Source organism: Enterococcus sp. 3H8_DIV0648 (genome assembly GCF_002140655.1).
GTDB classification, from domain to species: Bacteria; Bacillota; Bacilli; order Lactobacillales; family Enterococcaceae; genus Enterococcus_A; species Enterococcus_A hulanensis.
In genome coordinates this window covers 2,045,676-2,058,223 of sequence record NZ_NGLG01000001.1, presented here as the reverse complement: position 1 = coordinate 2,058,223, position 12,548 = coordinate 2,045,676, and the positions used below count along the sequence as shown (strand labels likewise).

The window sequence follows — 12,548 nt, the reverse complement described above, 5'->3', positions numbered from 1 at the left end:
GCAGGCAAACGGACTGGATTCTGGGGCACGTTATTTGGCGGGATCGCACAATTAATCATGGGAAATGCAGTTCCTGGTGTGGTATTAGGAATCTTGATTGGTAAAGGTGTTGACGAAATCGGCTGGACAAAAGTAACGAAGATTATGATGGTGGCAATCGCTGCCTTGTTCATCCTCAGTGGTTTCTTCCGCGGCTTTGACCTGCAAGTTTTGGAAAGCTTCAAACTACAAGCACCAAATTGGTTGGAAAATATCCATAAGATGCTTGGTTTGAACTAATAAAACGAGATAGGATGTCAGTTCTGCTTTTTACAGGATTCTCAAATGAGCTTGTAGTTAGTAAATTTTGCAATAGTTTGAGTTCAAGCAATTTAGCAGAATGATATACGGATGAAAATAAAATTTACTTTTTTCTTTTGAAAAAAGTAAGTCCATTAATATGAAGAAGGATGTCAGTTCCACTTTTCACAGTTTACTTGTCTAGAGAATTCAAAATTGCAAGCCTTTGGAAAAATAATCTAAAGACACTAGTGGAATGATATACGTGTTGAGAATAAGGGTTACTTTTTACGAAGAAAAAGTAACTTCATATAAAACGAGATAGGAGTGAATTTCATGGATAACACAGAGGAATTGGAAAAGGAACAATTAGCGCTTTCTGAAGAGAAAAAAGCGAAGAGTTTCTGGTATGCTGACTGGGCGTTTCCTATTACAGTAGGGATTATGGCTGCGGCAGTATTTGCTGGAACGCATATGTATGTAACTCATGGTGTTGGGGCTTTTAATGAAGTTTCGATCGTGGCGATGTTGAAGGCAGGATTAGATGGTGGTTCTTATGGAGCCGCTGCAGCTTTTGGTGCGAGTTTCTTGTTTGCTCGTATTTTAGAAGGCTCCTTGGTGGGGATTCTTGATTTGGGCGGCTCGATTTTAACAGGTATCGGTATTGGTGTACCTGCGATCTTCTTAAGTATGGGGATTCGCGCACCGATTGATAACTTTGCCTTGTCACTGCTTACTGGTGCTGTTTTAGGATTGTTAGTCGGCGGCGTAATCATTTTGATTCGTAAATTTACCATCAACCAAGCGAATTCAACCTTTGGCGCTGATGTCATGATGGGGGCCGGAAATTCTTCTGGCCGATTCTTAGGCCCGTTGATCATTTTGAGTGCATGTGGTGCATCAATTCCAATCGGTATCGGAGCGACTTTAGGGGCATTAGGCTTCTATGCTTGGAAAAAACCGATTGCTGGTGGAGCGATTCTTGGAGCGATGGTACTAGGAACGATCTTCCCAGTAGCGCTCCAGTAGAAAGAAGGCTGAAGGATGTTTGATTTATTAATCAAAAATGGAAAATTGATCACTGGTGAAAAGGTCGAGGTTGCGGTCAAAGATGGGGCGATCCTAGCTGTAGAAACAGAGATTGAATCGTCTGCCAAGGAAGTTCTTGATCTTGAAGGCAAGCATTATCTGTCTGCCGGCTGGGTGGATGATCATGTTCACTGCTACGAGAAAATGACGCTTTATTATGATTATCCAGATGAAATCGGAGTCACTAAGGGTGTTACAACAGTGATTGATGCCGGCACGACCGGTGTAGAAAACATCGGTGAGTTTTATGAGCTGACTAAAGCTGTCAAGACCAATGTCTATGCATTAGTTAATATCTCCAAATGGGGAATCGTCGAACAGGATGAGTTGGCTGACCTGACGAAAATCCAAGCAGCTCTCGTTCGTGAACGTTTAGCAGAGTTTCCTCAATTCATCGTGGGAATCAAAGCACGAATGAGTAAAACAGTCGTTGGTGAAAATGGGATTACACCGTTAGAATTGGCTAAAGATATTCAACGGGAAAACCAAAACCTTCCATTAATGATCCATATTGGATCAGCCCCACCGGAATTGCATGAGGTCTTGGACTTATTAGATGAAGGCGATGTATTGACCCATTGCTTTAATGGCAAGCCTAATGGGATTTTGGATACGGAAACGGATCAGATCAAGGATTTTGCCAGAGCAGCATATAAAAAAGGGATTGTTTTTGATATCGGACATGGGACGGACAGCTTTAACTTTCATGTAGCTGAAACAGCATTAAAAGAAGGAATCAAAGCAACTTCCATCAGTACGGATATTTATCATCGCAATCGCGAGAATGGGCCTGTTTATGACTTAGCGACTACGATGGAAAAACTGCGAGTAGTAGGTTATTCTTGGGAAGAAATCTTGAACAAAGTTACGGCCGTTCCGGCAAGATATTTCAATTTGGAGAAAAAAGGCCATTTAAAAGCAGGCTATGACGCTGACCTTACGATTTTTGATGTGGAAGACGGCGAGAAAACATTGACTGATTCAAATGGCTTCACTCGAGTAGCAAAAGAAGTAATCAAACCAGTTAAAACAATTATTGGGGGCACCATCTATGACAACTAGTTATGACAAATTTGGCTTAAAGGAAGTCATCAATGCTTCAGGGAAAATGACGATTTTAGGCGTATCAAAAGTGTCAGAAAATGTTCTTACGGCACAACGTTTTGGCGGCGAGCACTTTTTTGAAATGAGTGAGCTGCTGATTCAGACCGGCGCTTATTTAGCGAAGCTCTTGGAAGTCGAGGACGCTCAGATCGTTTCTTCGGCATCTGCTGGGATCGCTCAGTCTGTTGCGGCGGTGATTGGTGAAGGAAGCAGCTATCATGCCTATCATCCTTACACAGACCGTATCAAAAAAAGAGAAATCGTTTTGCCGAAAGGACACAACGTCGACTATGGAACACCGGTTGAAGTCATGGTGACTCAAGGCGGCGGACAAGTTGTGGAAGCAGGTTATGCTAACGGCTGTTCAGCGGAACAAATAGAAATGATGATTACTGAAAATACTGCGGCGCTGCTTTATATCAAGAGCCATCACACCGTGCAAAAAAGCATGCTGACGGTTGCGGAAGCAGCAGCGGTTGCAAAGAAATATCAACTGCCGCTGATCGTTGATGCGGCGGCGGAAGAAGATCTTTATCAATACAGTAAAGCTGGCGCGGATTTGGTGATTTATTCAGGTGCGAAGGCAATTGAGGGTCCAAGCAGTGGATTAGTGATCGGTAAAGGAAAATATATTGAATGGGTTCGACTGCAAGGAAAAGGCATCGGTCGAGCAATGAAGATCGGTAAGGAGAATATTCTAGGACTCACCCAAGCAGTGGAAGATCGTTTAAAATACGGAAGTGAAACTGGCGATTCGATGAAAACCCGTCTAGCACCATTCATCGAGACAATGAATCAAATTGATGGTTTGAAAGCAACGGTGGTTCAGGATGGAGCAGGTCGCGATATTCATCGGGCAAGTGTAAAGGTTTTAGACCAGTCCGCAAAAGCAGTGATCGCTGCATTAAAGGCAGAGGACCCAGCAATTTATACCAGAGAATACCAAGCGAATAACGGAATTATTGAGTTTGATATTCGTGCGGTAAATGAAAGCGAAATGGAAAAAATTATCCTGCGATTAAGAGAAATCATGTAAGAAATCTGGTTTCTCAACAGGAAAATAATACGAACAGACGAGGTGCATAGATAGAATGTCATTAACTCCAAAATATTATAAAGATCGAGTGTGTCTGAATGTTTTAGCGAACTCAGTCGAAAATGCTCGTGATTGCTATACAGCAGCAGAAGGACATGTCGTTTTAGGCGTGTTGTCAAAAAACTACGATAGCGATGAAGCTGCTATTGAAGACATGCAGAAATATCAAGCAGCAACTGAAAACGCCCTATCGGTTGGCCTTGGTGCCGGCGATCCAAATCAAAGCCAAATGGTGTCGCGAATCTCTGGGAAGCTGCAGCCGCAGCACGTCAATCAAGTGTTTACTGGTGTCGGCACATCCCGAGCATTGCTTGGACAAAATGATACGGTGATCAACGGATTAGTCTCACCATGCGGCAAAGTTGGGTATGTCAATATCGCGACAGGACCGTTGAGCTCTCAAACAACGGAAGCCATTGTTCCGATTGAAACAGCCATCGCTTTATTGAAGGATATGGGCGGCAGCTCAGTGAAATATTTTCCAATGAAGGGCTTAGCGCATAAGGAAGAATATCAAGCGGTAGCGAAAGCTTGCGCCGAAAATGATTTCTATTTGGAACCGACCGGCGGCATTGATCTGGAGAACTTCCAAGAAATCGTTAAAATTGCTTTGGATGCTGGTGTGGAAAAAGTGATCCCGCATGTTTATAGTTCGATCATTGATTCGGCGACAGGCGACACACGACCAGAAGAGGTCAAAGCACTATTAGATATGGTAAAAGAAATTCTATAAATATAGTAGAAGAGCATGGTTTGCAGCCATGCTTTTTTTGAATTTTCACCCATTAAGAGCACTACAGGGAACCGTATATAAACTGATAGTCGTTTGACAGCGCTTTAAAAATGATGTAAGTTAAGAGACAACATAAACAGACAGCAGAACAAATTTTTTTAGTTTCATTCGTGAATTTTCGCACAAAATAAATCGAGTAGGAGGAAACGAAATGATCGAAACGTTTGTATTTTCAAGCGAAAGTATTTTTTTACGAGAAGAAGATCAAGAAAATGTCCAACAACTGCTGGATTATTTAAAAAGCCGGAACCAGCAAATCGGTATGGTCTTTTATGATCAAGCGTTGATGAATCAAGTCCTGCTAGAGCATCACTTGGCGGACTATTTAGATTTTTCAATCAATGGTGAAGATGCTGGAACTATTTGTAATGGTTTAGTCGATTTTTTAAAGGTTGAATTAAGTCATCAAAAGGTGAATTTCATCTCGAATTCTCTGGAACAATTGGCGGAAGCAAAAGCGCTAGGCTTCAAACCAATTTATATTGCAGAAGACTGCGATAAAGAAACGGTGCCTTGCCAAACTTTTAGAGATTTCAACCAATTCCATATAGGTGTCATTGAAAATCGATTTGAAAAATTAATGTAGTATTCAATAAATATAGTTAATCAAGAATCTTTAGTAGTTTTCTTTCGAAAATTGCTAAAGATTCTTTTTGTTATTTTACGTTCGTTAGATTAATCATAAAATGAACAATGATAAAATCTAATTTTATTAAATTAGACTACCTCATCATAAACTCATAATGATTTCTAATTTTTTGGGTTATTGATGATTAGAGTTGCTGCTGCTGGTTTTTGGAAAATAGTAGCTTAAACTTTATATTGACAATCTTCTGTCAACTGGTATAATCAAAAAAATAAAATATTTTCTGAATATTCTAAATAAAATAACGAGCACTAGCTCATTTTACTATTAGAGTGTCCGGTTATTTTTTAATCGTATTTTAAAAATATGGAGACGGGGAGTTAATTATTTTATGGAGAAAGAACTGCTACGGGTCGAGGACCTCACAGTAAAATTTCGAACCTATAACGGAGAAGTGACTGCCGTAAATAATTTAGAGCTTCTGTTAAATGAAAACGAAACATTGGGGATCGTTGGTGAAAGCGGCAGCGGAAAAAGTGTGACTTCATTAAGTATCATGGGATTATTAGAAGAAGCAACGAGTTCGGTCAGCGGAAAGGCCTTGTTCAAGGGCACGGATCTGATCGCCATGAAAGAAAAGGAAAAGCAGCAGTATCGTGGCAATCATTTGGCGATGATCTTTCAAGAGCCGATGACTTCTTTGAATCCGCTTCATAAATGCGGAAAGCAGATCATTGAATCAATGCGCATCCACACCGATATCTCAAAAGCCGATGCACAAAAAAAGGCGATCGAATTATTGAAGCTCGTAGGGATACCTGCTCCTGAGCAGCGTTTCAACGAGTACCCTCACCAGATGTCCGGCGGTATGCGGCAGCGGGTGATGATCGCGATGGCACTTGCCTGTGATCCGCAGCTATTGATTGCGGATGAACCGACAACGGCATTGGATGTAACGATTCAAGCACAAATTTTGGAGGTATTAAAGGAGTTAAGAGATCGACTCAAAATGGGGATTATTCTGATCACCCATGATTTGGGCGTCGTTTCAGAAGTCTGCGATCGCGTGATCGTGATGTATACCGGAAAAGTCGTTGAACAGGGATTGATTCGTGAAATATTAGACAATCCCAAGCATCCTTATACGGAAGGGCTAATTGCGGCGATACCGAATATTCAGGATGAAAAAGGAAAACTTAGCAGTATCGAAGGAATGGTGCCGCAACTAGATAATATGCCTCAAGGATGCAGCTTCCACCCTCGCTGTCCTTATGCGATGGATATCTGTAAAGAAAAACGGCCTGCGCTTACGACCGCAGAAAATGGGCGCAAAGTACGCTGCTTTAAGTATTCGACGGAAGAAGAGACCGAGGTGACGACGTAAAATGATGACACAAGAACCGATTATTACGATGGAGCACGTCAAACAGTATTTTGAGATTCGTGACAGTAAAGGAAAAAAAGGAACGTTGAAGGCAGTTGATGACGTTTCGCTAACGGTCAATAAAGGTGAGACATTCGGTATCGTAGGCGAAAGTGGTTGTGGGAAGAGTACATTAGGAAAAACAATGCTGAACCTTGGTGCAGTGACCGCTGGAACGATCGTTATCGATGGACAAGATGTCAGTGCCTTCAAGACCCGGAAAGAAAAAGTAGCTTTTGGCTCAAAAGTTCAGCTCGTCTTTCAAGATCCATCTGCCTGTTTGAATCCTCGGAATAAAATCAGAGATATTTTGGCGGAGCCGTTTCAAATCCATCACAAAAAAGATATGACGAAGGCGGAGATTGACGCCGAGATCGATCGTTTGTTGACGATGGTAGGGTTAGCACCGGATTACAAGAAGCGTTACCCTCATGAAATGTCCGGTGGACAGAAGCAGCGGATCGGGATCGCTCGAGCACTGGCATTAAAACCGGATATCATCATTTGTGATGAACCTGTTTCCGCGTTAGATGTGTCGATTCAGGCTCAGGTGATCAACTTGCTGGTTGAATTGCAAAAGCAGATGAATTTAACTTATTTCTTTATCTCTCATGATCTAGGGGTAGTTTATCACTTATGCGATCGAATCGCGGTGATGTATCTAGGCAATGTGGTGGAGTTGGCTGATCGGGATGCTTTATACAAAGATACACTGCATCCTTATACGAAAGCGTTGATTTCAGCAGCACCGACGATTGACAAGGAAAAGACAGAACGGATTGTATTGACGGGTGATGTACCGAGTCCAGCTAATCCGCCTAAAGGCTGCAAGTTCCATACACGTTGTCCATTTGCGATGGAGAAGTGTAAATCCGAAGTGCCTGAGCTGTTAGAAGTAAAGAACAATCACTTTGTGGCTTGCCATCTGCATGATAAAGCGGAGTAAGCAAGGAGAACAATCCTGCTTTATTAAAATCAGCAGAATCGTATCCATATGAAAATCAGACTTAATTTTTCTCATTGACTAGCTAAGCGAACGAGCTCGTTAAAGTAGCAAGTTTGTCTTACTGTTCAAGAGCTGAACAAGTTCGCTGAGCTTTTCCTGCAGAAAAATTAAATACATTAAGCAAAAAATAAGGAGGAGTACAAAGGTATGAAAAAAAGAAAGATGTTGTGGAGCGTCATTTGTTTAGTGATGTTGACACTTGCTGGTTGTGGCGGCGGTGGCGGCAGCACTGACGGGTCAAACGATGGTGGCAGTAGTGATGGCGACAATACGTTGGTAGTCGGGATGGCCTCTGATTTAAAGACTTTGGATCCTCACCATGGCTATGAAGTATACGGGAACATGGTGTATTACGCATTTTATGATTATTTATATCGCTCTTTTGATGGATCAACTCCAGAGCCTTCATTAGCAGAGTCTCATGAGTTAGATGATTCGCAAAAGGTACACACTTTCAAAATCAAAGAAGGCGTAAAATTCTCTAGCGGGAATGAATTGACTTCTAAAGATGTGAAGTTCAGTGTCAATCGAGTGAAAAATCTGAAAAGTAATACAACGCACCATACGGAAAATGTTGAAAATATCGAAACACCAGATGACTATACAGTGAAGTTCACGTTGAAGGAACCAGATGCGGCGTTCTTAGTGAAGTTAGCGAATAACTCATTTGCAATCGTGGATTCAGAAGTTGTCAAAGAGCATGGCGGTACCGATGCAGAGGATGCGTCTTCTAAAGATACAGCTGAAAAATGGTTAAACTCAAACTCAGCTGGTTCTGGCGCATATGTTTTAGACAAATGGAAACAAAACGAAGAACTTAGCATGGTCAAGAACGACGATTACTGGGGCGAAGTGAAAAACGACAAAGTTATCTGTAAAGAAATCCCAGATGTAAATACGCAGATCCAAATGTTGAAACAAGGCGATATTGATATTGCGTTAGGGATTGGTGTTGACAATGTATCGCAATTGAAAGATCAAGAAGGTGTGAAGATCAAAAATTATGTTGGTTCAACGACTACCTTCCTATTAATGAACCAAGATGAAAAAATTGGCGGACCAATGGCAAACCCTAAGGTTCAAGAAGCGGTTCGCAAGGCAATCAATTATGAAGAACTATTGAAAATCTCTGGCGACAAGGCTGTTTTACCATTGGATATTGTGCCTAGAGGCTTTGTTGGTGGTCTAGAAAAAGAAAAAGACTATCAAGATTTAGATGAAGCGAAGAAATTGATGGAAGAAGCTGGCTATAAAGACGGCTTTGACGTGAAATTCACTGTGGCAAACTTCGATACAGAAGGGATGTCATGGACAACGCTAGGACAAAAAATCAAAGACGATTTAGAAAAAATCGGTATCAATGCCAAGATCGAAACGTCTGAGATTGGTGTCGTGATCGACTCTTATCGTGAAGGAAAAGAAGCCTTCTTAATGATGCATTGGCATCCTGACTATATGGATATTAATAATCAATTGGCATTCTTACCAGGTGAAACGGTTGGGGAACGCGCGAAATGGATGGATACTTCAAATGCGAAGATTGATGAGTTGAAGAAAACGATCCAAACCGAATCAGATGAAGAAAAACGTACTGCAGCATCGGAAGAATTACAAAAACTATTGGCAAACGACATGCCATATGCATTCTTAGTACAACATCCGAAGGTATTAGCTTTCCGTGATAACTTGAAGGGTGCAGATTATTACGAAGTACAAAAAATCAATTTCCAAGATGTCAGTATCAACTAACCAAAGGGCAAGGGGCAAAAGTGTATGAGGAATATGGCTAGGTTTTTATTACGGCGCTTATTATTTGTTTGCTTTCTGATCATTGGGGTGACGTTTTTAGTATTCATGATCTCACATCTCGTTCCCAGTGATCCGATTGCATCGAATATGAGTCCACACGCGATGAGTGATCCCGTAGCGGTAGCAGCTTATAAAGCACGCTGGGGTTTGGATAAGCCGCTAATGGAACAATACTTTATCTATCTGGGTAATTTGTTGCGGGGAGATCTTGGGATTTCGATTCGCACCGGTAATCCTGTTATCAATGATTTGAAACAGTTTTTCCCTGCGACTTTGGAACTATCCATCATGGCTATGCTGATCGCCGTTCTTTTCGGGATCACGTTTGGAATCATCTCTGCGGTCTATCGCAACAAGCCGTTTGATTATCTAGTTCGTACTATCTCAATCAGCGGGGTCTCGATCCCGAACTTCTGGTTTGCGTTAGTCATGTTGTTGCTATTTTATTCCAAGTGGCAATTGTTTCCAGGCGGTGGGCGAGTCAGCTCGCGAGTATCCGCACCAACGGGAGGCACAGGTCTTTATGTCTGGGATGCATTAACGAGCGGGAATTGGGCATTGCTTAATGATGCACTATCCCATTTGATTCTGCCGGCAATCGTTCTAGGATTCTTTACCATGGGACTGATTTCACGGCAGACCCGCTCGAATTTGTTGGAAGTTTCTTCATTAGATTATATTCGGACAGCCAAAGCAAAAGGTCTATCGCAACGTCAGATTGTTTTACGCCATGCATTAGGAAATGCTTTGATTCCTGTGATCACTGTTATGGGTATGGGCTTTAGTAATTTGTTGGGCGGTATGGTCTTTGTTGAAAAAATCTTCTCGTGGCCGGGGATCGGACAGTATGCTTATCTTTCGGCGACAACTCTGGATTTTCCAGCAATCTGCGGCGTTTCATTATTGATCGCGATGGTCAATGTGGTTCTGAATCTCCTGATCGACATCCTGTATGGAGTCATTGATCCGAGAGTGAGGTACAGCTAATGAAACGACTATTAAAGCAAAAAAACTTTTTATTCAAATTAGGGATAGTTATTTGTGCACTATGGGTATTCGTGGCAGTTTTAGCACCGTTGATCGTGCCTAAAAATCCGCTAGCGCAGGATATGATGGGGCGTTTCTTGGCACCAGGATCGGGAGGACATCTACTTGGAACCGATGAATTAGGGAGAGATGTGTTTTCGCGAGTCTTGATGGGAAGTCGCGTGTCGATTACAGCTGGACTAGTAACGGTCTGTATCACGATCGTTATTGGGACAATTTATGGCGGGATCGCCGGTTATGTGGGTGGAATTATTGATGATATCATGATGCGTTTTGCAGAATTGATCGCAGCATTTCCACCGTTGATCTTGGCGATGGTAATCGCTGCTGCATTAGGACCAAGTATTTTTAACTCGGTGCTGGCGATGACGATTATTTGGTGGCCTAACTATGCACGGCTGATGCGGAGTCTCGTGATCACTTTGAAGGAGAATGAGTACATCGTTGCTTCCAAAGTTTTAGGTGCGAGTCATTTGCGGATCTTAGTCAAAGAGATTGTACCGAATGCCTTAGGCTCACTATTAGTTATGGCGACTTTGGATATCGGAAATGCGATCGTGACCTTCTCAGGATTGAGCTTCTTAGGACTAGGAACGCAGCCGCCAACGCCTGAATGGGGTTCGATGGTGTCTGATGGCGTCAATAATATGAATTACTGGTGGATTTCCACCTTTCCAGGTATTGCGATCTTCTCGATGTCGATCGGCGCCAACTTTGTCGGTGACGGGCTGCGAGACTATCTTGATCCAAAAATCAAAAATAAATAAATTAAAGAGCCTGTCTTGTGGAATTCATGAGACAGGCTTTTTTTGGATGAATTTGCTGTAGATTATTTATCCATTTCTTACTTCAATAAAAATCAACAGAATAAAGTATATGATGAAAACTTTTACGTTTTCTTTGAATCCGCGATAATAAATAATAATTATATATTCTTTTTCGAAAGAAATTATTTTAATAACGAAATGTGATAAACTTATTATTGAATAAGGAACACAGTCATACGAAAGAGGGAAGGTGAAGAATTTGGGCAAACATACTGATCCAAATGAAAAATCTAAAGGCAAATATGTCGTGATCGGGCTCGCGGCACTTCTATTGGCAGGTGGTGCTTATTTTGGCGTGACACGCGTTTTTAATAATTCTCCGGAAAAACCAAAGGAAACGGTCACTGCTAAGGATACGCCATCCTCATCAAAGGAAAAGACAGCATTAAGCAGCAAGAAGAAAGCAGCTAAGAAAACAACAACAAGTTCTACGAAGAAAGCAAAAAAGAAAAAGACAACAGAATCCTCTAAGAATAAAAAGACCAAAGAATCCAGTACCAGGAAAAAGCAGGAGAGCTCTGAAAAAAAAGCCTCAACTAAAGCGAAAAAGAAAACAACGGCAAACTTGGATGCGGCAGCTTTAACACAGAGTGCCGGCAAAGTGTATTATGATGTCTATTATTTCAAGGACAAACAGGATTTTTCAAGTAATAATTCTGAGCAGACAGTTGCGGCCAATGTCATTGAATTATTCATCATGGATTATGCGTTGGCACAAAATGATGGCGGCAATCAGGTGATCCAGGATAAGAAATTGACGGAGTGGCTGCCCCCGATGATCCAGCAAAATGATATTAATGCCACCAATGTTCTGATTGATCACTATGGAATGGATAAATTGAATGAGTATTTCAAAGCGCAAGGGTATCCAGATACGCAGATCAATCGTCGAATGGTCGATATCAATGTGCGAATCACCGAGGATGATAATTACACGTCGTTGAACGATTGTATGAAGCTGTTGAAAAAAATCTATGACAATCGGGAAAAAGAACCGCAAAAAAACATGCTGGAAATATTGAAGGGTCAAGTAATCCGTACGAAGATCCCGCAAAAATTACCAGAAAATGTAGCGGTAGCCAACATCACCGGCGAACAGCAAAATGTCGAAAATGATATTGGACTTGTTTTAACCGAAGACAATCCGTTTGCGATCGTCGTATTGACCAAGGAAGTTACAGATATCGTAAAAACAAGAACAGCGATTGCTGATTTTAGTTTAGCGGCAACAAAATTAAAATAGACTAGAAAGAACTTACCAAAGCTGATTTGGTAAGTTCTTTTTTGCGCGCGTTGTTTTTTACCGTTTTAAGTTCTGAATGATTTTTTCTTAGAGATACACTGAAGCGATTATCTAAATAGCTGATTTATCGAAATGTGGTTGTCGGAATAATAAATCAGAAGAAGTGTTATAAAGGTATGATTGTGATTTTCCATACTATTTATATGATAAAATAAACTTAAGAAAAAAGCGGCTATTATTATTTTA

The 12,548-nt window shown here is 41.4% G+C and carries 12 protein-coding genes; all 12 read left to right on the top strand.

All coding sequences use genetic code 11. The features are described 5' to 3' along the window. On the top strand, positions 1 to 279 hold a 279-nt coding region (locus A5875_RS09610), incomplete at its 5' end, for a DUF4311 domain-containing protein (RefSeq protein ID WP_141108338.1). Positions 280 to 615: 336 nt separating this feature from the next. Then, positions 616 to 1,308 carry a DUF4310 family protein gene (locus tag A5875_RS09605; RefSeq protein WP_088933391.1) on the top strand — a complete coding sequence of 231 codons (693 nt, stop codon included), beginning with the start codon at positions 616 to 618 and terminating at the stop codon, positions 1,306 to 1,308. A 15-nt stretch (positions 1,309 to 1,323) separates the two neighbouring features. Beyond that, complete coding sequence (locus tag A5875_RS09600) at positions 1,324 to 2,430, top strand: amidohydrolase/deacetylase family metallohydrolase (protein ID WP_088933390.1); 1,107 nt, start codon at positions 1,324 to 1,326, stop codon at positions 2,428 to 2,430. Further along, positions 2,420 to 3,508: a DgaE family pyridoxal phosphate-dependent ammonia lyase gene (locus A5875_RS09595; protein WP_088933389.1), complete on the top strand. Its 1,089-nt coding sequence runs from the start codon at positions 2,420 to 2,422 to the stop codon at positions 3,506 to 3,508. Before A5875_RS09600 ends, A5875_RS09595 begins: the two co-directional genes overlap by 11 nt. Positions 3,509 to 3,563: 55 nt before the next feature. Beyond that, positions 3,564 to 4,301, top strand: a complete 738-nt coding sequence (gene dagF, locus A5875_RS09590; RefSeq protein ID WP_088933388.1) for a 2-dehydro-3-deoxy-phosphogluconate aldolase — start codon at positions 3,564 to 3,566, stop codon at positions 4,299 to 4,301. Between the two features lie 211 nt (positions 4,302 to 4,512). Next, entirely contained in the window at positions 4,513 to 4,947 is a 435-nt protein-coding gene (locus A5875_RS09585; RefSeq protein ID WP_088933387.1) for a hypothetical protein, read from the top strand. Positions 4,948 to 5,338: 391 nt separating this feature from the next. Continuing rightward, the gene (locus tag A5875_RS09580; RefSeq protein ID WP_088933386.1) at positions 5,339 to 6,331 is read left to right on the top strand and encodes an ABC transporter ATP-binding protein; all 993 of its coding nucleotides are present in this window, start codon (positions 5,339 to 5,341) and stop codon (positions 6,329 to 6,331) included. Position 6,332: 1 nt separating this feature from the next. Next, the gene (locus A5875_RS09575) at positions 6,333 to 7,316 is read left to right on the top strand and encodes an ABC transporter ATP-binding protein (protein WP_088933385.1); all 984 of its coding nucleotides are present in this window, start codon (positions 6,333 to 6,335) and stop codon (positions 7,314 to 7,316) included. A gap of 207 nt (positions 7,317 to 7,523) precedes the next feature. Further along, entirely contained in the window at positions 7,524 to 9,125 is a 1,602-nt protein-coding gene (locus tag A5875_RS09570; RefSeq protein WP_088933384.1) for an ABC transporter substrate-binding protein, read from the top strand. A gap of 24 nt (positions 9,126 to 9,149) precedes the next feature. Next, on the top strand, positions 9,150 to 10,172 hold the full coding sequence (locus A5875_RS09565) for an ABC transporter permease (protein ID WP_088933383.1): 1,023 nt from the start codon (positions 9,150 to 9,152) through the stop codon (positions 10,170 to 10,172). Next, positions 10,172 to 10,999: an ABC transporter permease gene (locus A5875_RS09560; RefSeq protein ID WP_088933382.1), complete on the top strand. Its 828-nt coding sequence runs from the start codon at positions 10,172 to 10,174 to the stop codon at positions 10,997 to 10,999. The genes A5875_RS09565 and A5875_RS09560 overlap by 1 nt, the downstream gene beginning before the upstream one ends. A 259-nt stretch (positions 11,000 to 11,258) precedes the next feature. Next, complete coding sequence (locus A5875_RS09555; RefSeq protein WP_088934668.1) at positions 11,259 to 12,302, top strand: serine hydrolase; 1,044 nt, start codon at positions 11,259 to 11,261, stop codon at positions 12,300 to 12,302. Positions 12,303 to 12,548 lie beyond the last annotated feature (246 nt).

Coding starts and splice junctions, on each gene's coding strand:
- A5875_RS09600 (WP_088933390.1), top strand. CDS start 1,324: ATGTTTGATTTATTAATCAAAAATGGAAAATTGATCACTGGTGAAAAG.
- dagF (WP_088933388.1), top strand. CDS start 3,564: ATGTCATTAACTCCAAAATATTATAAAGATCGAGTGTGTCTGAATGTT.
- A5875_RS09570 (WP_088933384.1), top strand. CDS start 7,524: ATGAAAAAAAGAAAGATGTTGTGGAGCGTCATTTGTTTAGTGATGTTG.
- A5875_RS09605 (WP_088933391.1), top strand. CDS start 616: ATGGATAACACAGAGGAATTGGAAAAGGAACAATTAGCGCTTTCTGAA.
- A5875_RS09585 (WP_088933387.1), top strand. CDS start 4,513: ATGATCGAAACGTTTGTATTTTCAAGCGAAAGTATTTTTTTACGAGAA.
- A5875_RS09560 (WP_088933382.1), top strand. CDS start 10,172: ATGAAACGACTATTAAAGCAAAAAAACTTTTTATTCAAATTAGGGATA.
- A5875_RS09595 (WP_088933389.1), top strand. CDS start 2,420: ATGACAACTAGTTATGACAAATTTGGCTTAAAGGAAGTCATCAATGCT.
- A5875_RS09565 (WP_088933383.1), top strand. CDS start 9,150: ATGAGGAATATGGCTAGGTTTTTATTACGGCGCTTATTATTTGTTTGC.
- A5875_RS09580 (WP_088933386.1), top strand. CDS start 5,339: ATGGAGAAAGAACTGCTACGGGTCGAGGACCTCACAGTAAAATTTCGA.
- A5875_RS09575 (WP_088933385.1), top strand. CDS start 6,333: ATGATGACACAAGAACCGATTATTACGATGGAGCACGTCAAACAGTAT.